Annotated in this window: 19 protein-coding genes; 6 read left to right on the top strand and 13 right to left on the bottom strand. The window is 69.5% G+C overall.

The genetic code is table 11. From position 1 onward, the window contains the following. Positions 1 to 6 precede the first annotated feature (6 nt). The 6 genes from OV427_RS02630 to OV427_RS02605 form a co-directional block, all read right to left on the bottom strand. Positions 7 to 1,146 carry an esterase/lipase family protein gene (locus OV427_RS02630; protein ID WP_267854540.1) on the bottom strand — a complete coding sequence of 380 codons (1,140 nt, stop codon included), beginning with the start codon at positions 1,144 to 1,146 and terminating at the stop codon, positions 7 to 9. Positions 1,147 to 1,275: 129 nt separating this feature from the next. Further along, complete coding sequence (locus OV427_RS02625) at positions 1,276 to 2,154, bottom strand: hypothetical protein (RefSeq protein ID WP_267854539.1); 879 nt, start codon at positions 2,152 to 2,154, stop codon at positions 1,276 to 1,278. 79 nt (positions 2,155 to 2,233) lie between these two features. Next, positions 2,234 to 2,788: a GNAT family N-acetyltransferase gene (locus OV427_RS02620; RefSeq protein ID WP_267854538.1), complete on the bottom strand. Its 555-nt coding sequence runs from the start codon at positions 2,786 to 2,788 to the stop codon at positions 2,234 to 2,236. A gap of 106 nt (positions 2,789 to 2,894) precedes the next feature. Continuing rightward, positions 2,895 to 3,959, bottom strand: coding sequence for a hypothetical protein (locus tag OV427_RS02615; RefSeq protein WP_267854537.1), 1,065 nt, complete (start codon positions 3,957 to 3,959; stop codon positions 2,895 to 2,897). Next, positions 3,956 to 5,671, bottom strand: coding sequence for a hypothetical protein (locus OV427_RS02610; protein ID WP_267854536.1), 1,716 nt, complete (start codon positions 5,669 to 5,671; stop codon positions 3,956 to 3,958). The genes OV427_RS02615 and OV427_RS02610 overlap by 4 nt, the downstream gene beginning before the upstream one ends. 54 nt (positions 5,672 to 5,725) lie before the next feature. After that, a complete protein-coding gene (locus OV427_RS02605; RefSeq protein WP_267854535.1) occupies positions 5,726 to 8,617 on the bottom strand; it encodes an ATP-binding protein in 2,892 nt (963 codons plus the stop codon). A gap of 351 nt (positions 8,618 to 8,968) precedes the next feature. Here OV427_RS02605 and OV427_RS02600 point away from each other — a divergent pair, with 351 nt between their 5' ends. Together OV427_RS02600 and OV427_RS02595 are read left to right on the top strand one after the other, a co-directional pair. Then, positions 8,969 to 9,262: a hypothetical protein gene (locus OV427_RS02600; RefSeq protein WP_267854534.1), complete on the top strand. Its 294-nt coding sequence runs from the start codon at positions 8,969 to 8,971 to the stop codon at positions 9,260 to 9,262. A 76-nt stretch (positions 9,263 to 9,338) separates the two neighbouring features. Continuing rightward, positions 9,339 to 9,635, top strand: a complete 297-nt coding sequence (locus OV427_RS02595; protein ID WP_267854533.1) for a hypothetical protein — start codon at positions 9,339 to 9,341, stop codon at positions 9,633 to 9,635. 154 nt (positions 9,636 to 9,789) lie between these two features. Here the strand turns inward: OV427_RS02595 and OV427_RS02590 are convergent, their stop codons facing one another. Next, positions 9,790 to 10,464: a hypothetical protein gene (locus tag OV427_RS02590; protein ID WP_267854532.1), complete on the bottom strand. Its 675-nt coding sequence runs from the start codon at positions 10,462 to 10,464 to the stop codon at positions 9,790 to 9,792. Between the two features lie 101 nt (positions 10,465 to 10,565). Here OV427_RS02590 and rdgC point away from each other — a divergent pair, with 101 nt between their 5' ends. The 4 genes from rdgC to OV427_RS02570 all read left to right on the top strand — a co-directional run bounded on the left by rdgC (position 10,566) and on the right by OV427_RS02570 (position 14,005). Beyond that, positions 10,566 to 11,216, top strand: a complete 651-nt coding sequence (gene rdgC / locus OV427_RS02585) for a recombination-associated protein RdgC (protein ID WP_267854531.1) — start codon at positions 10,566 to 10,568, stop codon at positions 11,214 to 11,216. Further along, complete coding sequence (locus OV427_RS02580) at positions 11,203 to 11,892, top strand: hypothetical protein (RefSeq protein WP_267854530.1); 690 nt, start codon at positions 11,203 to 11,205, stop codon at positions 11,890 to 11,892. The genes rdgC and OV427_RS02580 overlap by 14 nt, the downstream gene beginning before the upstream one ends. Positions 11,893 to 12,106: 214 nt before the next feature. After that, a complete protein-coding gene (locus tag OV427_RS02575) occupies positions 12,107 to 12,745 on the top strand; it encodes a glutathione S-transferase family protein (protein WP_267854529.1) in 639 nt (212 codons plus the stop codon). 33 nt (positions 12,746 to 12,778) lie between these two features. After that, entirely contained in the window at positions 12,779 to 14,005 is a 1,227-nt protein-coding gene (locus OV427_RS02570) for an RICIN domain-containing protein (protein WP_267854528.1), read from the top strand. Between the two features lie 73 nt (positions 14,006 to 14,078). Here the strand turns inward: OV427_RS02570 and OV427_RS02565 are convergent, their stop codons facing one another. The 6 genes from OV427_RS02565 to OV427_RS02540 form a co-directional block, all read right to left on the bottom strand. Further along, the gene (locus OV427_RS02565; protein ID WP_267854527.1) at positions 14,079 to 14,924 is read right to left on the bottom strand and encodes a pirin family protein; all 846 of its coding nucleotides are present in this window, start codon (positions 14,922 to 14,924) and stop codon (positions 14,079 to 14,081) included. After that, the gene (locus OV427_RS02560; RefSeq protein WP_267854526.1) at positions 14,890 to 15,405 is read right to left on the bottom strand and encodes a MarR family winged helix-turn-helix transcriptional regulator; all 516 of its coding nucleotides are present in this window, start codon (positions 15,403 to 15,405) and stop codon (positions 14,890 to 14,892) included. The genes OV427_RS02565 and OV427_RS02560 overlap by 35 nt, the downstream gene beginning before the upstream one ends. Before the next feature lie 383 nt (positions 15,406 to 15,788). Next, positions 15,789 to 17,255 (bottom strand): S41 family peptidase, encoded by a 1,467-nt coding sequence (locus OV427_RS02555; RefSeq protein ID WP_267854525.1) that lies wholly within the window; start codon positions 17,253 to 17,255, stop codon positions 15,789 to 15,791. Positions 17,256 to 17,354: 99 nt separating this feature from the next. Then, complete coding sequence (locus OV427_RS02550; RefSeq protein WP_267854524.1) at positions 17,355 to 18,047, bottom strand: VTT domain-containing protein; 693 nt, start codon at positions 18,045 to 18,047, stop codon at positions 17,355 to 17,357. Further along, positions 18,040 to 18,465 carry a GAF domain-containing protein gene (locus OV427_RS02545; RefSeq protein WP_267854523.1) on the bottom strand — a complete coding sequence of 142 codons (426 nt, stop codon included), beginning with the start codon at positions 18,463 to 18,465 and terminating at the stop codon, positions 18,040 to 18,042. Before OV427_RS02545 ends, OV427_RS02550 begins: the two co-directional genes overlap by 8 nt. 85 nt (positions 18,466 to 18,550) lie before the next feature. After that, a complete protein-coding gene (locus tag OV427_RS02540) occupies positions 18,551 to 19,270 on the bottom strand; it encodes a hypothetical protein (protein WP_267854522.1) in 720 nt (239 codons plus the stop codon). Positions 19,271 to 19,316 lie beyond the last annotated feature (46 nt).

The following is a 19,316-nucleotide window of genomic DNA, read 5'->3' as shown; positions in this document are numbered from 1 at the left end:
CCGGCCTCAGACGCGTGTCGCGCCCACCGTGAAGTCGAGCACCCGCTCCCACACTTCGTGGAACTGCGGCTCCTGGAAGTGGGAGCCGGACTTGAGCCAGCTGATGTACTGCTCGGGCTGGTCGAAGTGGCCCATCACGTCGAGATGGTCGGAGGCCACGACGTGGAGGAGCTGGCCCCAGACCTGCGAGCGGCTCGGGACGATGCCGTCGCTCCAGGCCTCGAACTTCCTGCCGAACGCCTCGCGGAGCGCCCGGGTCTGCTCCTCCGTGCGCTCGGGAATCTCGAGCTCTGGAGAGAGCGGGGCGCTCATTCGATACAGGAAGGAGAAGATGCCGTAGATGAGCGAGTCGGGAGGGAACAACAGGCGGGGAGACAGCCGGCGCAACAGGCTGGGCGGCGGTGCCCCCGTGATGATGGAGCCGTAGCGAACGCCCTCCCTGTCTGGCGTGTCCTGGTTGAATATCCGCACCCTGGCCGGCGTGAGGTCGTGGATCAGTTCCTGGTTCTCTCCAATCTGGTCGAAGTACCGCAGGAGCCCTTCGCGCTCGTTCTCGGAGAGGTCCGCCAGCAGTCTGGCAATCTCATTGAAGAGGTTCGGGGGGATGCCGGCCTGCTCGCCCATCCGGACGAGCCGGTACAGCGCCTGGAGCACGGCGGTCCTGAGGGGCATGGCCTTGCGGTGCAGGGCGAGGAAGGTGAAGAGCCACAGGTAGCGCAGCAGCGTCTTTCCCACGTCGCCCTGGTGGAAGAAGCTCGCCAACGGTGTGCCGTGATGCGGGGTGGAAATCGTCAGCACCGTGCGCACTCGCTTCACGAAGGCGGGCGCCTCCGGGGCCATGCGGAGTGAGACGACACCTCTCGCATCCAGCCCGCCCGTGGAGTGCCCCACGAGGTGGATTTGCGCGCCGTCCTCCGTCTCCGTCTTCGCCATCTCCTGGAGCACGGCGCGGGCACGCGCTTCGAGCCCGGAGGTGGGGGACGAGGCCAGGGCATGGACCTCCGCGTCGAGATTGCGAGCCTTGAACCGCCGCTGGAGCAACGCGGGGACGTGCTGGAAGTAGGCGATTCGCTCCGCTTCCGCGTCACCCATCTGGGTGAAGCCGAAGAAGCCGGGGACAAGGTAGACGCGGTGCCTTGTGGCCATGAAGCCAGTCTAGCTTTGCAGGCGCACGGCGAAGCGAGGTGGAGGCTTCGTGTCTGGCTTCTGCCTGCAACCTGACGAGTGTCTCGGACCGTGGGCCGTATCGCGGCAACCTGGTGCGCGTGTGGAAGCTCACCCGCCGAGGCGGACCTTCTCCGGCCGCACCTGGAGCCGCTCGAAGAGCGTGACGAAGGTCTCGCGGGAGACATTCAGTCGCTCGAGCCAGAGTCGGAAGTACCGGTCGAGCGACTCGCGCCGGGGGTGTGTCTGCCCGTGGTGCAGCAGGAAGTCCTTGTAGTTCTGCACCTTGTCCGCGCGCAGCATGTCGGCCACGTCCGGCAGCGGTCCGAGGGCAATCTCTTCGGTCGAAGCCACCTCGCGGTGGGACAGATAGGCATTGGCGATGTTGCGGTACTCCATGGCGAGCGCGAGCACCTGGGGCGAGTCGGTGACTTCCTGGAGGTAGGGGAAGCTCTCCGCGAGGTCGGTGTCGCCCTGCACGAGTGGGTGGAGGCACCACGCGCGCTTCGCGGCGTCACTGGCATTGAAGTGCCGCAGCACGCCGAGCCCCTCATCGATGTGGCTCATGTAGTCGACGCCGCTGCGCGCCGCCTTACGGGAGCCGTAGTGGCGCTCGATGGCGCGGTACTCCCGCGTCGTCGTGAAGCGTCCCGAGACGACGTAGGGCACGCCTCGCTTCGTGAAGTACGCCTCCAGGTCGCAGTCGGGGGCCGTGACGAAGGGGAGCTCGGTTGCCGCGACATAGCGGGACAGGTGCCCCTGACCGCGGTGGGAGGCCAGCACGTAGACGGACTGGCGGAGTGTCCCCTCTGCGTCATGGGTGGTCGTGCGCGCGCCCCACGTTGCGCCGCGCTCGTCGGTGAGGGGCGTGACGACGCCCGTCCACGTGTAGCCGTCCATGAGTCCCTGCACGGCGCGACGCTCGAAGTACCGCGAAGCCCCTTCGAGGTCGGGGGCGTCCATGTCGAAGCGGGAGACGCTGGTGGTCATGCACACAGCGTATGTCATTGGGTGCGCGAATCCGTCCATGACGCGGTCAGCTGGCTGTCCTGAAGCGGCAGCCCACGCTTCACCCGCCCGGCGGCGCAGGTGGCGCGTCGAGCTCAAGCCTCATGCAGACGCGGCTCTCGGGGGGAAGGCCGAACTGCGTTTCCTGGGCGCGGATGGTGCGCAGCCCAGGACCCTGCTCGTCCTCCTGGAGCACGCGGAAGCCGAGACGCTCGTAGTAGGGGGCATTCCATGGGACGTCCCGGAAGGTGGTGAGAAGCAGCGCCGGCCAGGCTTCTGCCCGGGCCCACTCTCCCAGGAGTCCGAAGAGGGCGGCGCCCAGCCCCTGCCGCGCATGGGCCGGGTGCACGTCCGCCTCGACGATGAAGAGGGCGCCGTCCACCGGCTTGCAGATGGCGAAGGCCGCGACGGTTCCCTCCTTCGTCACGGCCACCCAGACGCCACCCTGTTGCTGGTGCTCCTGGAGTTGCTCGAGCGACTGCACCGGGAGTCCCGCCGCATACGGCTGCGACGAGTGGCGGAACTGTTGTGCCGCGAGGTGTTCGACGTCCGGTAGCGCCGGTAGCTCCCCACCGAGGGCGCGTCTCAAGGTGTAGCCGCGGTAGCTGCGCTCCATCGCACTCCTCCGTCCAGCGACGCCGGGCCACCCCGTGAGTCCGGCGCGGCACGTCCTCCGCTTCTTCGCACGGAGCGCGGTGCGAAGCCCAGGAGGACGCACCTGCTCACTGGATGGGTGAAGAGGAGATCTTCACCTCGCGGACCTCGCTCCATGTGGAGGGCTGGCCATCGCCGTTGACGGCGCGTGCCTGAATCTGGGTGCGCTGGTACAGGCCGAGCTGCTCGAAGAGCTCGCCGCGCTCGCCCTGCGAGCCCGCGGGGAGCAGGAAGAGAACCTCGCCAGGGTTGGTGGCCGCATGCGCCTCGGTGTCGCGGTAGGTCACGGTGATGAGCCGGTCCCTCGACAGGTCCTGCCGGATGGGGCCGCTCATCCGGAAGGCCAGCTCGTAGAACACGGGGCAGTTCGCGGGCTGGTTTCCCACGCGGGTGACGGCCACCTTGTAGCCCCCGTTGGTCATGCCGGAGTCGGGGGGCGCGCGGCTGTAGCGCCTGGGCGCGGGAGAGGCGGGCGTGGGCGCCCCCGTGCACGCGGGGGCGATCATGAGGTGCTGCTGCTCCAGCACCCGGCGGTAGGCGACGGCCGGGTCCTGCCTGGGCAGGGCCACCCGTTTCGGGCAGCCGGCGTCATCCGTCACCTGGTGCGCGGGCGTGCCCGGACACGTGTCGAGCGTGTCCGGGACGAAGTCCCGATCCGCGTCTCCGCTGGCGAGCGCGGACCGCCAGGCCACGTCCGTGCGGGCGCGGTCGACCTTGCGGTTCCGGTCCCCCACCGCCGCGAGGTACGCCGGGCCGCTCAGCTCGCCATCGAGGAACTTCAGTGCCAGCTCCCGGAACTCGACGTTGGCCGCGCCCACCACGGCGGCGCGCTCGGGCGGGACGTCAGGGCCGGCGCAGGAGGCGAGCGCCGTCTGGAAGGCCAGCTCCACCTGCGCCGGTGTCCTGCGCCCCGCCTGCGGCCGCTTGGTCTGGCGCTGCGCGATGGCAATGCAGCGTGCGCGGTCGTCCACGCGCCGGATGTCGGAGCCCCGCCGGTTCAGCGGGCCGAGCTCCACGGGCTTCGCCGGCAGCGAGTGTGGGGAGGTGACGGTGTCCGAACGCGAAGGCCGGGGCTGTGCGCCGGCCGCGAAGGCCCAGAGCGCCACGACGCCCGCCAGCAGTGGGCGGCTCATGGCATCACCTCCGCGGCGGCAGTCAGGAAGGCCAGCTCCGCCGCGACGGCATTCACCAGCAGCGGCCGTACCAGGTCGTCCGAGTTGGCGTAGTCCATGTAGTAGGCGACGGCGGAGTCCTTGGCGAGGAAGTACTGCGTCGACATCGTCGGGTGGAACGGCCAGTCCGCCTTCCCGTTCTGCTGCACGTAGACCGCCGTCAGCTGCGCCACCGTGGTGACCAGGTCCCTCACGGGCACGTCCTTCGTGTTGCCGTGCTTCTGCCTCCAGTCTCGGATGAACTCGCGCCAGATGAACGACGTCTCCAGGATGGCGCGGGCATGGTGGAAGGAGGCCAGCTTGTCGCCGTGGAACATGAGCTCCTCGTAGCGCCAGTCGATGGCGTCCTCGAAGGGGCGGTGCCCCCACCCGAAAGTGCCAGTCACGTGCATGGGCACCGTGGCATCGCCAATGGCATGCAGCGGCCCCGCCAGCGAGCGCGCCACCCGCGCCTCGCCCGCGTCCCGGAACTCCTTCCAGCCGGCCCAGGCCAGGTTGTCCACGGGGGAGAAGGGCGTGTGCGCCATGCTGAGGAACTGCCACTCGTCCTCTCCGCGCATGACGCTGTCCGCGTGCCCGTCATTGGCGCCAGACACCTGGTAGCGGTGGCAGCCCTGGCTGGTCTCGTAGTGCACGGTGAGTCCGACGGCATCGGCGAGCGCACGCGTCCCGATCTCGATGCCGTCCGGGATGCCGACGACGCCGGCCTGCTCCAGGTGGAAGCCGGGCAGGGTGTCGTAGGTCGCGCTCCCGCCGGGAGGAGGCGGCAGGGCGACGATGTGGTGCCACAGGCCGACGTATTGCTCGCTCGTGTGGTCACCGAAGCCCGGAACCATCCCGTCGACCCATGCGACGGCGCTGCTTCCCTGCTGCTGGCCCTTGTTCCACTCGTCGGTGACGCACTTCTTGCACTCGCCGCCGAAGAACGACTTGAGGCAGGTGAGCACGCATTTGTAGGAGATGTACGCGACGCCGGCCCCCGCGCCCGCGATGCCCGCGAGGAACTTCTTGATTTCGCTCATCCCGCCCGCGTTCGTCGGGCGAATCCACATGTGGACGTCGTCAATCTCGTCGTCCGGGTGGCGGGACCACACGCCCAGCACCGTCCCACTGAAGTCCCGCTGCGGGCCCTTGTTCACGTCGTTGAAGATGCCCCCCGGCTCCCAGCCATCCTGGATGCCACACCCGTCGACGTCGTCACTGAGGTAGTCGCCCGCGATGGGCTTCTTCGTGGCGCCGAGCGTCATCGTCTCGAAGCTGTTCATCGGCTGGCCCCAGCCCACCGTGTCGACCTGGCACTCGGGCTTGCCCGGCTTCGGCAACCCGCCCTTGAGTCCGCGCAGTCGCGGCAGGGCGGCGCGGACCTCTCCCATGTAGGCCGTCCACCGGGCCTTGAGCTCCGCGTCGGAGACGGACTTGTTCACCGCCCGCCATGGGCGCAGCGCCGGGAACTCGGAGTCCGCCGAGGAGAGCGCCTTCTCCGAGGCCGGCAGCGGCAACCCCGGGAGCCGCGTCTGCGACGGCCCCTCCTTCTGGACCATCAACATGACCTCGTAGGCATGGTCCGTCAGCTTCCGGTGGACCCCGGTGTTGTGGGCCTCCGCGCGCCCGGTCAGACCGAGCGCGAGCAGCCCTGCCAGCAGCGCGGCGGAAGGAGGAAATGGTCTTTTCATTCCTCTCGAACGCGGAGGGGCCATTCCCTTCGCCCCGGACACCCTGGCTCCGCGTCAGGCGCGGGTGGACCCCCTCCGGGTCGCCAGTGACGCGATGACGGCCAGCAGCTCCACGGGCTCGATGGGTTTGGGCACGTGGGTGTTGAACCCGGCCAGCAGCGCGCGCGTCCTGTCCTCCATGCGGGTGTAGGCCGTGAGGGCGACCGCGGAGATGTCACCGCCCTGTGCGGCCGGTAGGGCGCGCACCCTCGCGATGAAGCGATAGCCGTCCTCCTCGGGCATGCCGATGTCGGAGACGAGCACGTCGAACGCTCCCCGCCGCAGCACGGACAGGGCCTCCTCCGACGAGCTCGCCGTGGTGACGAGGCCTCCGCAGGTCTCCAGGAGGCTGCGCAGCAGCTCCCGCGTGTCCTCCTCGTCGTCGACGATGAGCAGCCGGAGCCCGGCGAGCTGCGGAGGGCAGGGGCTCTGCTGCGCATGCAGCGGGCCGCGCAGGGCGGGCGGCACCAGCATCTCCCGCCGCATGGCCACGGCCTGGGGAAGGATGACGACGAAGGTGGCGCCCTGGCCCTCGCCCGCGCTCGCGGCGGACACGGTGCCCCCGTGCAGCTCCACGAGGTGCCGGACGATGGCCAGCCCCAGCCCGAGCCCACCCGCCTTGCGCGTGGTGCTGCCGTCGGCCTGGCGGAAGCGCTCGAAGACGTGCGGCAGGAACTGCGCGGAGATGCCCTGACCCGTGTCCGCGACGGAGACCTCCACCGACGAATCGCGCCGCTCCACCAGCACCTGGACGCGGCCTCCCTTGGGGGTGAACTTCACGGCGTTGGAGAGCAGGTTCCACACCACCTGCTGCAGCCGGCTCGCGTCGCCCATGATGGTTCCGGCGGAGTCGAGCGCGGCCTGGATGCGGATGCCCTTCGCCTCGGCGGCGGGCCGCAGCGACTCGAGCGCGGCCTCGACCACGTGACTCACGTCGACGGACGACACCTCCAGCCTCAGCTTGCCCGTCATGATGCGGCTCACGTCGAGCAGGTCCTCGATGAGCTGCCCCTGGGAGCGCGCGTTGCGCTCCACGGTGGCGAGCGCCCGCTCCCGCTTGTCCTGCGGGAGCGTTCCCGTCCGCAGCAGCTGCACCCAGCCCAGCACCGCGGTCAGCGGGGTGCGCAGCTCGTGTGAGACGGTGGCGAGGAACTCGTCCTTGAGCCGGTTGGCGTCCTCCGCCTCCTCTCGCGCCGCGCGCTCGCGCGCGAGCAGTCCCTCCCGCTCCGCCTCCATCCGCTTCTGCTCGCGGATGTCCCGGCTGACGGTGGCGATGCCCGTCTGGCGCTGCGTGCCCTGCTCCATGAGCGCGAAGGTGTTGTAATGCGCGAGAATGGCCTCTCCCGTCTGGAAGTGCCGGAAGCGGAACTCGCTCTCCCACCGGCCGCCATTGAGGAGCGTGGGCGCGATGTGGCTCGCGACGAACGGCCGGTCCTCTGGCAGGAAGAAGTCGCGCAGCTGGTACCGGGTCACGTCCTCATGGCGCTCCAGGCCCAGCAGCCGCCGCCCCGCCTCGTTCACCCACTGCACCCGGCCTTCCGTGTCGCCCACGCCGATGAAGTCGGTGGACTGCTCGACGATGGTCGCCAGGCGCTCACGCTCCAGCTCCGCCTTCCGCTGCTCCGTCACGTCCTGCACGGTGCCGACGACGCGGTCCGGCTGCCCCCGCGAGTCGAAATGCGTCTTCACCATGGCCAGGATGGAGCGCTCGACGTCGTCCCAGCCCCGCACCCGGCACTCCAGTCGTGCCGCCCCCGCGCCCGGGCGCAGCGCCTGCTCGATGATGGCCCGCGCCTTGTCCACATCCCCGGGATGGACGCGGGCGATGGCCTCCGGGCCCGTGGGCATCCGGCCCGGTGGCAGGCCAACGAGCTGGAGCGCCCGGTCGTCCCACTCGAGCACGCCTCGCGCGTACTGAAGCTCGACGACGCCGAGCTGCCCGGCCTCGAGTGCCATCCGCAGCCGCTCCTCGCTCGCCCGGAGGGCGGACTCCGCCTGGGCGCGCCGGGCCACCTCCGCCTCTGCCTGGGCGCGAGCGGCCTGCTCGCGCGCGAACATCTCGCGCTCGGCGCGCTTCTCCTGTTCCAAGGACAGCTGCGTGGCCAGCTCGCGGGCCAGGTCCTCGAAGAACCGATGGTAGGGGTCGTCGAACCGCAGCCGGGGGCTGATGCCGAGGACGACCACGCCCCGGAGGTCCTCCGTGCCCGCGCGCCGCATGGGCAGGGCGAGCGCGCGCTCGGTGGGCTCCGGCCAGGGGCCGAAATGGCGGGCCCCGAGGAGCGTCTCCACCGAGTCGATCATCACCGGCGCGCCCGACTCCGCGGCCTGGCGGGCGACCTCCGTGATTCGGGCGAGGCCCGCCGTGTCGTGCTCCAGGAGCCCGTCGAGGCCCGTGGTCGTCGCGAGCTCCAGCCGTTGTGCGTCCTTGTTCCAGTGGAAGATGAGCGCGAGGGGAATGTCCTTCGCGTTGCCGGCGAGGGCGCGCCTGGCATCCATCGCCGCGCCTTCCGATGCGTCGCCCCTGGGCGCGCACGCGCGGAGCGTTTCCAGGCGCCGCTCGCCCAGCACGACGTCCGTGACTTCGAAGACGGGCTGGAGGATTCCCGCGATGGCCCCCTGGTCGTCGCGCAGCGGGCTGAAGTCGAAGGTGAAGTAGGCCTCCTCGTTGAAGCCATGCCGGGTGAGGAGGAAGAAGGTCTTCTCCACCTGGATGACCTCCCCCTTCTCCAGGACCCTGCGCATCCAGGGGTGGATGACCGGATAGGTGTCCGGCCAGCACTCGCGGTAGGGGGAGCCCAGGAAGCGCGGGTGACGCGGGCCCATGATGACCGCGTAGCCGTCGTTGTAGAGCTGCACCAGCTCGTCACCCCAGAAGATGATGGCCGGGGCCGGCATCTCCAGGATCATGGCGACGTAGGTCCTCAGGCTCCGGGGCCAGGACTCGACGGGGCCGAGCGTCGTGCTGCTCCAGTCGTGAGAGCGGAGCAGGGCGCCCAGCTCGCCGCCAGGGGCAGGGGGTTCAGAGGGGGATGTGAGGGGTTTCACGGGGCGGGTCGGGTGCGGAGGCAGGTTGCGCTATCTGGCCGCGTAGACTGCCTCGTGCCGGCCGGGCGTAGCTGGCTGATTCGAGACGGAGCGGGGGACCGGGCGCTCGAACCGTCGCGATCGTCGGGCCGTGAACAGCCGCCGCGTCCCTCTCACAAGTCAATGATATCCTGGAAGTGCCGTACTGGCAGGAAACCATCGTTGGGAGGGCACATGAAGACGAACATCACGATTGTGGGAGCGTTGCTCTGCGTGGGACTGCTGTCGGCGGGTTGCGGGGGGCCGGAGCTGGACGCGGAGGCCGCGACCGGGGCCGAGCTGGAGTCGCGGGAGGACGCGCTCCCGGACTGTGGCGGCCGGGAATACGAGATCACCTACTACGCGGAGCCCGAGCTCCTCACCTATGTGGGGAACATCGTCTGCACTTGCAACTCGTCGGGTTCGCAGGTCTTCGGTAGCCGCTCGCCGTACTTCGTGCGGTGGAATGGCGCGTACTGCAGCATTTGAATACACTGAGATTCCAGGGCCTCCCGTGATATGGATTTGGCGCGCTCCGGCGCAAACCCATTCCTTGGAGAATCTCGTGAATTCATACAAGCGGAAGACTTTCTCTCTGCTGCCACTGCTGGGCGGGCTGTTGCTGGTGGCATGTGGTGGTGTGTCCAACCCGGACTCCGTGCAGGGAGACGAGTCCGTGGGCACCGACGAGGCCGCGCTGTGCGCCGATGGGACCTGTAACTGTGTCGCTCCGGATTGCGACGCCCTGAACTGGACGTTCTGTGGCAAGGGCACCGGCACGAAGACGTGTTCCTGGGTTTCCGGAAGCACCTGCGCGACCGCCAACTGCGTCTGTTCGAATCAAAGATGGATTTGCCCCTGAGGGGCGATAATCCGCCTGATTGATGTCAGGGATTCAAGGGGCCTGGCGGATGTCCGGGCCCATGAGCGACACATTGTTGTCTACCCCAATGACAGTCCCACGGAGAATCAACTGCTCATCGGGATTGGCGAGCTCTTGAATCCGGATGGGAAGGTCAGAACCGGCCGACGACGCCGCCCATGAAGCCGCCGTGCGGCGTGGTGCCGAAGGCGGGCGTCACGGGGACGCGGCCTCCCGTCAGCGAGAAGTGCGACGCGGGGCCCGGGTCCATGCTCCCGGACAGCTCGAAGCCCACCACCGCTCCAAGGGCGGGCAGGGACAGCAGTCCGATGGGCCCCAGCGTGTCGTCGTCCACGGACAGCGCAAACAACCCCGCGCCCGTGCCGAGGAGGGCGCCGACGAGGGTGCCCAGGAAGCCGCCCCTGCCTCGCATCGCCTTGCCCACGCCCCACGTCGAGAACGTGGCGCCGAGCGCCATGCCGGACAGTCCGAAGAGCGCCGCCGTGGTGCAGTCCGTCTCGAAGAGGGAGCACTCCGTCGTCACCACGCCGGCCACGAGCCCCGCCAGGCCTCCCACCAACATTCCCGCGCCACCCGACAGCGTCTCCAGGACGATGCGGGGCGCGGCCGGGATGCCCTCGTCGGCCTTCATGGGTTCGGGCTGCACGGACGTCGGGGGGAAGGACTCCGGCTCCACCTGCTCCGGCGCGGGCACGAGCGGCGGCGCCACCACCACGTCATCCGCGGGCGCGGGGGAGGCAGTGTCCTGAGCGAGCGCCTGGCGGGGCAGGAGCGCACACACGAAAAGGACGGCGAGGAGGCGGGGCATGGGGAAACGCTACCGCGAAAACGCACGCGGAGAGCAGGGGGCGTCCAGCGACAGAGAGTGCCTTGACGGCGCGGCACGAGCCCCCCATCCTGCCGCGCCCCATGCCTGTCCTTCGTGGTGCCGTCACCTTCTCGCGCTTCCGGGCTGAACCGGCGAAGGAAGCGCCCTCTGATATCAAGCGCTGGCTCACGCGCGGCCTCAAGGCGCACGCGTTCGAGCCCATCGACCGCAAGTCCGAAGAGGAGCGCGCGGCCGGCTTCGTGGAGCTGGAGAACGCCGACTCCATCGACTTCCCCACCAGCCGCCTCTTCTATGGCGAGTACGCGCTGTTCGCCTTCCGCATCGACTCCATCAAGGTGCCCGCCGCGGCCATGAAGGCCGAGCTGACGAAGTGGGCCGCCGCCTTCGAGAAGGAGAACGACCGTCCGCCCAGCCGTGGCGAGAAGACGCAGTTCAAGGGCGAAATCCGGCAGATGCTGCGCAACCGCGCCACGCCGCGCACCGCCGTGCTGGACGTGAGCTGGAACCTGAAGACGCAGCAGGTGCAGATCTGGGCCGCGTCGCGCAAGACGGTGGACGAAATCATGGTGGCGCTGGAGAGCGCGCTGAGCGTGAAGTTCACCGGCATGACGCCGGCGGACCACGCGCGGACCGAGGGGCTCGACGAGGCGTCGCTGGGGCCCACGGCGGAGCTGATTGGCATGGACCTGCCGGCGACGGCGGTGGAGGAGGTGTCCCATGGCGGGGCGTGAGCAGGCTCGGGCCGAAGCGGCCTTCATGCGGGGCGACACCGGCGTGGACGGCGCCGCCACCGAGGAGAAGCAGGACGAGGCGGAAGTCGAGAAGGGCAAGGCCCGCGAAGCGCTGCTGCGCGGCCGGGCCTACCTGGGCCGCGAGTTCCTCACGTGGCTCTTGTGGCGCTCGGAGTCGGGCGACACGCTCATCGAGCACGAGGGCGAGGGCGTCACCGTGCTCTTCATGGGCCGGGTGGTGCTGCGCGGCGTGGCGGGCGACGTCACCGAGATGAGCGCCAAGGGCACGCTGGCGCCGTACTCCGAGCAGGTGAAGCACTCGCTGGACCGGGGCCTGCTGGTGGCCCAGGCGCGGCTGCGGCTCACCAACGGCGAGAAGGAGTACGAAGTCACGCTGGACTCCGAGTTCCTCGACGTCCGCGCCGCGAAGCTCCCGGCGCTGATGAGCGAGGAGGAGGACGACCAGATCTCCGAGCGCCTCTTCCTCACCGAGCAGCTGGCGGCCATGGTCGACGCGCTGGTGAAGGACTTCCTCGCCATCCGCGCGGGCAAGGGCTGGAGCAAGCAGGTGGTGCCCGCCATGAAGGAGTGGATGCGCGGCGACGAGAAGGGCGCCGACGCGCTCTCCAAGGCCGCCCGCGCCCGGGGCCGCGACGCCCGCACCGCGCGGGCCTGAGTCGCGTGACGGGAACCGGGCGCGCCTCGTGGGTGCGCCCGGTGGACGTCATGGCGCAGGTTCAACTGCTCGTGCCGGATGGGGCTTCGCTGAAGGAGCTTCGGCGACACGCCCTGAGTCGCTCTCCCGCGCCTTGAACTCTGAAGAACATTCGTCAGAGACCGAGCCCAACGAAACCGGCACGCTCCAGCTGCGCGCGAAGTAGGATGCGCGCATGCTCAAGGTCTACGGCTTCTCCCGAGTGAACAAGATGGCCCGCGGCAAGACCCGCGACCTGCGCGTGCTGTGGGCGCTGGAGGAGATGGGGCTGCCGTACGAGATCGTGGGGATGGATCATCCGCGGCACGACCTCGATACGCCCGCGTATCGCGCGCTCAATCCGTTCGGACAGATTCCGGTGATCGACGACGACGGCGTGGTCGTCACCGAGTCGGGCGCGATCCTGCTCTACCTCGCTCGCAAGAGCGGCAAGCTGATGCCGCGCGACCTCGCCGGCGAAGCGCAGGTGCTGCGCTGGTGCGTCGCGGCGCTGAACACGATCGAAGTCCCGATCCTGACCGCGTGGTTCGTCGACCTGTACGGCGGCAAGGGCACCAAGGGAAGCGATGCGCTTCACCAGTGGGGGGACATGCGCCTGAAGCAGCTCGACGGCTGGCTCGCGGGCAGAGAGTTCGTCGCGACCGAAGAGTTCACCGTCGCGGACATCTTGATGACGCATGTGCTGGGCGCCGGCACCGACGAGAGTGTCGTCAAGGACCATCCAAACGTGCTCGCCTTCCAGAAGCGCTGCATCGCGCGCCCGGCCTGGAAGAAGACGTTCGACGCCTACTGCGACCGCGTCGAAGCGGCCTGAGAGCGGCCTGCCACGCGAGGAGTAGGATGAGGCATGCACTCTCCAAGATGGCTCCTCCTGGCCGCCCTGGCATTCGCTTGCGCCGCCTCCGCGGCCAGCCCCGTTCCCACCTACCAGACCCAGACCCTCGAGGGCTGGACGGTTCGCATCGATGACCGCCTGCTGGCAGCGGCGAACAAGCCCCTGACGGACAAGGCCCTGGTGCTCCTGGCGGCGCAGCTCAAGGAGGTCGTCCGGATCGTCCCCGCGGGCCCCGTGGCTCAGCTGCGCAAGGTGACGCTGTGGCTGTCGCCGCCCTATCCCGACGCGCCGGAGGTGGCTCAGTACCATGCTGGCGAAACCTTGCTGCGCCAGGGGGGGCGCAACCCGGCGATGCTGAAGAGCATCGAGTTCTCGAACGTCCTCATCTTCGAGAAGGAAACCAGGCGGATGCCCGTGTTCGTGCTCCATGAGCTCGCCCACGCCTATCACGACCATGTGCTCGGCGAGCACGCCGGCATCACGGCTGCCTATGCGCGCGCGATTGCAAACAGAAGCTATGACTGCGTTGAGCGCAGGCGTGGGCCCGACCAGCCCGCCACGTTCGAGCGTGCCTATGCCATGCTCGACGATTGGGAGTTCTTCGCGGAGACCTCGGAGGCGCTCTTCGGCCGCAACGACTTCTATCCCTTCACACGTGAAGACCTGGGCAAGCACGACCCGGGCATGCTCGCGCTGCTCCAGCAGGTGTGGCAGCTGCCCACGCCCACGACACCCACCCCGCCCACGACACCCATCCCGCCGCCGGTGTCCGCCGCCTTCGATGCCCGCTGCTACTACCGGTTGACGACCCTGTGGCAGGGCGAGGGCATGTCGCTGGACATTCTCTATGACAGCAAGGCCAACAACGTGCCCATCCTCGCCAGGACGGGCAAGTACACGGGGCAGATGTGGAAGCTGACTCCGGAGGCCAACGGCTTCTACCGACTGACGACCCAGTGGCGTGGGACCAGCCTGTCGCTGGCCAACACCGCCGGCAATCGCCCCCTCCTCGTCAAATCGGCGGCTGTTCCGGAGCAGCGATGGAAGCTGATTCCGGAGCCCAACGGCATCTACCGGCTGACGACCCAGGCGCAGGGCGATGCGCTGTCACTGGACATCGTCAATGACAGCAAGGCCAACAACATCCCCATCCTCGCCAAGACAGGCTGCAATGACTCGGGGCAGCTGTGGAAGGTGACCTCCGAGCGCCCTCCTGAAGAGGCGGAGGATTCGCCGTGAGCGAGGAGCGGCGGCAGAGACTCTTCCTCCGCGTGGAAGAATCTCGGTGCGCGGGGCTCTCGCGGCCCTGGGGTCAGCGCCTCAGTGTTCCGTTCGCCCGGAGCTGATGGCCGATGCGGCGAATCTCCGCCTCCCCCTGGCGCAGGGCGTCGGCGCTGGTGTGCACCGAGTAGTTCCCGAGGACGAGGTCGTGCGGATGCTTCGCCGCGGAGCCGAGCACGAAGACCGTGGCGCCCTCGGCGACGAAGTCGATGGACCTCTCCGAGGGCTCGAAGATTGCGAGCTCGCCGCTCGGGATGGGCGAGGGGGCACGCAGCACGCCTTCGTGCACGGCAACCCAGGCCACCGTGTGTCCCTGGGGAGGGTGGTAGGTCCAACGCTCGCCTGCCTTCAGGCTGACCGACAGGTAGTTCATCGGGGGCGCGGCGATGGGGCTCTGCAGTCCGCCATACGCTCCGAGAATGACGCGGGCCGGACCCTCGGTGGGCACGTCCTCCGGCATCACGTAGTGACTGGCGTTGGCTGCGTTCTCGAGCTCTGGCGGCAGGGCGACCCAGAGCTGGAACCCCCTGACGCGCCCCAGCTCGGGAGCGCCGGTGTGCCAGACTCCGCCGCCCGCGCGCATCCATTCGACGCTTCCGGCCGGCATGATGCCTTGCTTCCCGGTGGTCTCGGCGTAGCGGACGCTGCCTTCGAGCATCACCGTCACCGTGGCGATGCCCGAGTGCGGGTGCCACCCGAAGTCCATGGGCGTGGGCGCATACCGGCCGTCGAAGCCGAAGAGGTCGAGGAAGACGAAGGGCTTGATGAGCTCGCCGAGGTCACCGGGGCTCATCAGCCGGGTGATGGGGCCGTGTGGGTGCCCGCTCGTGCGGTAGAGGATCTCACGGACGGGGTGCTGAAGCGGACGTGCCAACATGGTCTGCCTCCGAATGCCGGGGTGCTGGGTTTCCGGCGGAGATGCCGAGCTTCTTGAGCAACTGGATGAGCGTCGCGCGCTCGGTCTTCGAGAGCCCGCTCGCGGCCAGGTCCATCGCGGCCTTGTGAGCGGAGAAGACCTCGGCCGCCTGCGCTTCGCCCGCTGCTGTCAGCCGGACGATGCGCGCCCGCCTGTCGCTCGGGTGGGCCTCGCGCGCGACCAGGCCGCGAGCCGCCAGCCGGTCCACGGCCGTGGTGATCGCCCCGCTGGTGAGTCCGACCCGCCGGCCGATCTCGTTGACGGGCTGGGCTCCCTTGTGGAGGAGCATCTCCAGGACCGCGAAGTCGGAGAGCCCCACCTCGGACGACTCGATGCTGTGGATGGCCAGGCGCTCGAGCGTCCGATGCGCCTTCATCATCACGAGCCACAGGTGCGTGCCCGAGACGTCAGCGGCTCCCTTCTTCGGCGTGGCGCTCTTCATGGCAGATGTCTTAACATCAAGATTCTTGAGGTCAAGCAAATCGGACCGGGCGTCCCGAGGGTGGCAGGACGGACGATGAGCCCCCATCGCTCGCAGAGCCGGACGGTCGCTCCCTCCGCGCGCTCGCCTCGGCGGTGGCCTACGCGCCGGACCACACGTCGCTGCGGTACCGGTTCACCGCTCCGGTGACAGGCACCTATACCGTGTTCATGTCCACGGACGGCTCGTTCCGGACCGGTGCATGGAGCTTCACGCTGCGGGAAGAGTGAGCCACTCCTGCACACCCTGTTGGGGGGCACTGGCGGCCGACAGTGGTGGAAGGAAGGTTCATTCCGCGAGTCCGCCACGCGGAGGGAGAGTGCAGCGTCTTCCCTCGCCCTGAATCAGTTCGCGGAGGCCCGCGCGGCGTCCTGCTCCAGCAGCCAGTGCTCCACGGCGGCCGTGTCACCGATGTCGCCGTCGAAGCGGCGCGCCGGGACATACGGCTCGTTGTGGCCGCGCGGACGATTCCGGTAGACCTTGATGGGGACGATGATTCGCGTCGTGCCCGACGGAAGGTCCACCACGCGGACCTCCATGTAGACGGAGTCCGCGGAGGTGGGCAGGCCCACATGCGTGACGCCGGGCAGGCTCAACATCAGGTCGGCGAAGTCCAGGCACGCGCTGCCGCAGCGGCCGTCCGTGAGCAGATACACGCGCGTGCGCACGGGATTGGCGGGCTCCGTGGCGGGCGGGGTGGAGGAGGCTTCTTCCTTCTCACTCCAGAGGGGCTGACCCCGGCGGCGCGCCTCGGTGAGGCCCTGGGTGACAGCGCCTGCCCACTTCTCCTCGCGGCTGTCCTTGCCGAACTGACGCCCGAGCTGCGCGGTCATCTCCCCGAGGTAGCGCACGTTGTCCGCCGAGGCCCGCCAGTCCACGTAGACGGCGCGGGCCTTCGGGTCGTCCTCGGAGCGCGCCTTGACCAGCTCCTCCCCGAAGAGCCCCTGCGCCAGCTGCTTGCCCCACGCCGAGTTGCCGCCGGTGTTGCCGCGCACGTCGAACACCAGCACCTCCGCGCTCCGCCAGGAGCCGGCCTGCTCCGCCAGCGAGCGCATGGCCTCGAAGTCGGCGGAGCCCTCGCGCGGACCGAAGGTGGGGATGGAGACCCAGACGCCTGCCTTGCCAAACGTGTGCGTGCCGAAGGAAGGCGTCGGGCCGAACGCCGCGGCCTGCAGCTTCTTCTCGTGCTCCTCCGTGGGAATGGGCCGGTAGCGCAGCGCCACCGTGCGCACCTCGGTGCCCGTCTTCACGCGGCACTGTGACGGCGGCTTCACCTCGGGGTTGCCCACGTCCTGCAGCAGGCTGGGGGTGATCTTCATCCGCAGCGACTCGATGTCCGCGCCAGCGGCGAAGGGCAGCACGTCCTGCTCCAGCATCTTCTGCGCGGCCCGGCCGTCGCAGTCGAGCAGCTCGCTGCCCACGGCGGGCAGCGTGTCCTGCGCCGGGTCCTTGTCGTCCACGCTGGCGACGACATACCGGCCCTGTCGCAGCGAGAGGATGAACCCGGGCCAGGACGCGCGGAGAGGCGCGACATAGGCGCCCGCACGCAGGTGGCCGTCCCGGAAGCCCGCGGCGTAGTAGCGGATGGCGAAGTCATAGCCACCGAAGGAGCGGGCCTGCCGGGCGCGGGTGAGCGCCTGCCGATAGCCTCCGTCCAGCCACTGCTTGAAGGACGGGTTGAGCGGGTCCACCGGCCCCGGGTGGTTCTCCAGGATGGCCTGGCGCATGGCCTTCAGGTCCTGCTCCGCCATCTGCGCCCAGGGGTTGGTGGCGGTGAGCGAAAGTCCAATGACGAGGGTCGGGAACAACATCGTGCAGGGGGTCTCCGGGCTGTGCCTTCAGGACGGCCGAACGTAGTGCCGATTGCTCGGCCTGCGCCCCGCAAGCTCACCCGTGCGGGCGCTTCGGACTCAGCGTGAAGTCGCGGGCACACGGCTCCGGCGGCGCACCCACGCGAGCGCCAGGCCGGGCACCAGCACCATGCCCGCGAAGAGGACGAGGAAGGACTCCAGCCGTGCCGCCGCGGCGCCGAGGGCCGCGTACGTGGCGGACACGCCCAGGTTGGACAATGCGCACACCGTGAAGAAGCTCCGCCGGGACATGTGGCTGGTGCCCGCGAAGACGACGGAGGCCTCCGCCAGCACCGGTACCGCGCGGAACACCAGCAGGAACCAGGGGCCCAGTCGCTCGGAGGCGCGTGCCAGCCGCTCCACCTCCGCGTCGCCCGCCATGCGCCGCAGCGCCGACCGCCCGGCTCGCGCGCCCAGTCCGTAGCCCAGCACGCAGGCCACCATCATCCCCAACCAGTTGGTGGCCAGTCCGCCCCAGAAGCCCAGCAGTCCTCCGGCCGCGGTGCTCACGAGGCTGGAGGGAACGGGCAGGAGGATGTCTCCGGCCAGGAGGCCCCCCAGCACCAGTGACACCTGCCACGCCGGAGGGCGCGCGGAGAGGAACCGCTCGGCCACCGCGTCCACGTCGGCGCCGAAGAGGGCGAAGGGCACCAGCACGAGTGCCAGCAGCAGCGCGCAGAAGGCCACCCAGCCCGCCACGGCGCGTGCTCGCTGTGTCTCCGGGGGCGTCAGCCGCCGTGCGGGCTCATGCATCCCCGAGGGGGAGCCGGGCCGCTGCGGACATCAACGACTGCTCGCGCTCGGCGGGAAGCTCTCCCTCCGCCATGAAGGCGATGCCCACCACCGCGCGCACCTGTCCCGTGTCGTCCAGCACGGGCAGCGCCACCGCCGCGCGCGCATCCACGGCCTTCGCGCCCGGCTTGATGCGGCCGGTGTCGTCCTCCTTCAGGTTGCACGTCTGCACCGGCGCCCTGCGCACCTGTGCCAGCCCGGCCATGCCCTTGCCGTGCGGCACGTGGCGGACGGCATTCAGCACGGGCGGTGGGATGTTGAGGGCCGCCACCAACTCCAGGTCCGCTCCGCGCTGCACGTGGATGGTGCCCGCGGAGGCGCCGTGCTCGGCGGCGAAGGACTCCAGCCACGCCTGATACGAAGGGGTATTCATGCTCATGGCGTGGCTGACTGTGCGCCCCCGTTCGCGAGAGCGTCAACGCGCCGGCCCGGCAACCATGCGGCAGTCGACGTTGTCCTCGGACTCAGGGGCCGCCACGGATGCCGAAGATGGGCGCCCACCAGGGTTCCACTCCGCGCATGTCCACGCGGCCGGCGCCGGCGGTGAGCTCGATGAACTCTCCGTCGCCCAATTCGAAGTGGCCCGCGAACGCCAGTCCGCCGTAGGTGGCCGACGCCGTGCGGTCCGAGATGATGAGCCGGTGCACGCCGAGGAAGGGCACCACCCCCAGCACCGTGTCGTCCTGGTGCACCGCGAGCGATAGGGAGCCCTCCACGCCCATCATGCTGCCGGGGCCTCCCACCGTGCCCAGGCCGAAGTCCGTGGCCCCGCGCAGTATCACCGCGGGAGCGATGCTCACGTCGCCGAGCTGGAAGTAGTGGGACAGGCCCATGGACAGGCCGTAGCCGGGCACGGGGACGGGGCAGGTGGCCTCGATTTCGTCGCAGCCCACCTCGCCCTGGAAGCCGACGTGCACGCGGGTGTTGGCGCTCACCGGAATGAGGAGGTCCGCGTCGTATGCCACGCTCCACTGGGGCGAGGAGAAGGGCGCGCGGTTGCCCTCGAAGTCCTCGGGGGCCTGGAGGGGCACCGTCAACCGGGGCCCGGTGCGCAGGCCGGCGCGCGCCGTCACGTGGTCCAGGCTGCCGGGCACCATCCGGATGCCCATGGGGCTCAACGTGGTGGGCGCGCAGCCGGCCAGCACCGTGAGTGCGGCACTCAGCATCCATGGTGCGTGTCTCACGGCGACCCCTTCTTCCCGCTCGGGCGGGATGGGCCTCAGGATATCG

It is taken from the genome of Pyxidicoccus sp. MSG2 (genome assembly GCF_026626705.1).
In the GTDB taxonomy this organism is placed as follows: domain Bacteria; phylum Myxococcota; class Myxococcia; order Myxococcales; family Myxococcaceae; genus Myxococcus.
This window is presented reverse-complemented; position numbering and strand designations above follow the sequence as displayed.

Excerpts from the sequence above, each read along its gene's own strand:
- OV427_RS02630 (WP_267854540.1), bottom strand. The coding sequence starts at position 1,146 with ATGGCCACAAGGCACCGCGTCTACCTTGTCCCCGGCTTCTTCGGCTTC.
- OV427_RS02625 (WP_267854539.1), bottom strand. The coding sequence starts at position 2,154 with ATGACCACCAGCGTCTCCCGCTTCGACATGGACGCCCCCGACCTCGAA.
- OV427_RS02620 (WP_267854538.1), bottom strand. The coding sequence starts at position 2,788 with ATGGAGCGCAGCTACCGCGGCTACACCTTGAGACGCGCCCTCGGTGGG.
- OV427_RS02615 (WP_267854537.1), bottom strand. The coding sequence starts at position 3,959 with ATGAGCCGCCCACTGCTGGCGGGCGTCGTGGCGCTCTGGGCCTTCGCG.
- OV427_RS02610 (WP_267854536.1), bottom strand. The coding sequence starts at position 5,671 with ATGAAAAGACCATTTCCTCCTTCCGCCGCGCTGCTGGCAGGGCTGCTC.
- OV427_RS02605 (WP_267854535.1), bottom strand. The coding sequence starts at position 8,617 with ATGATCCTGGAGATGCCGGCCCCGGCCATCATCTTCTGGGGTGACGAG.
- OV427_RS02600 (WP_267854534.1), top strand. The coding sequence starts at position 8,969 with ATGAAGACGAACATCACGATTGTGGGAGCGTTGCTCTGCGTGGGACTG.
- OV427_RS02590 (WP_267854532.1), bottom strand. The coding sequence starts at position 10,464 with ATGCCCCGCCTCCTCGCCGTCCTTTTCGTGTGTGCGCTCCTGCCCCGC.
- rdgC (WP_267854531.1), top strand. The coding sequence starts at position 10,566 with ATGCCTGTCCTTCGTGGTGCCGTCACCTTCTCGCGCTTCCGGGCTGAA.
- OV427_RS02580 (WP_267854530.1), top strand. The coding sequence starts at position 11,203 with ATGGCGGGGCGTGAGCAGGCTCGGGCCGAAGCGGCCTTCATGCGGGGC.
- OV427_RS02575 (WP_267854529.1), top strand. The coding sequence starts at position 12,107 with ATGCTCAAGGTCTACGGCTTCTCCCGAGTGAACAAGATGGCCCGCGGC.
- OV427_RS02570 (WP_267854528.1), top strand. The coding sequence starts at position 12,779 with ATGCACTCTCCAAGATGGCTCCTCCTGGCCGCCCTGGCATTCGCTTGC.
- OV427_RS02565 (WP_267854527.1), bottom strand. The coding sequence starts at position 14,924 with ATGTTGGCACGTCCGCTTCAGCACCCCGTCCGTGAGATCCTCTACCGC.
- OV427_RS02560 (WP_267854526.1), bottom strand. The coding sequence starts at position 15,405 with ATGAAGAGCGCCACGCCGAAGAAGGGAGCCGCTGACGTCTCGGGCACG.
- OV427_RS02555 (WP_267854525.1), bottom strand. The coding sequence starts at position 17,255 with ATGTTGTTCCCGACCCTCGTCATTGGACTTTCGCTCACCGCCACCAAC.
- OV427_RS02550 (WP_267854524.1), bottom strand. The coding sequence starts at position 18,047 with ATGCATGAGCCCGCACGGCGGCTGACGCCCCCGGAGACACAGCGAGCA.
- OV427_RS02545 (WP_267854523.1), bottom strand. The coding sequence starts at position 18,465 with ATGAGCATGAATACCCCTTCGTATCAGGCGTGGCTGGAGTCCTTCGCC.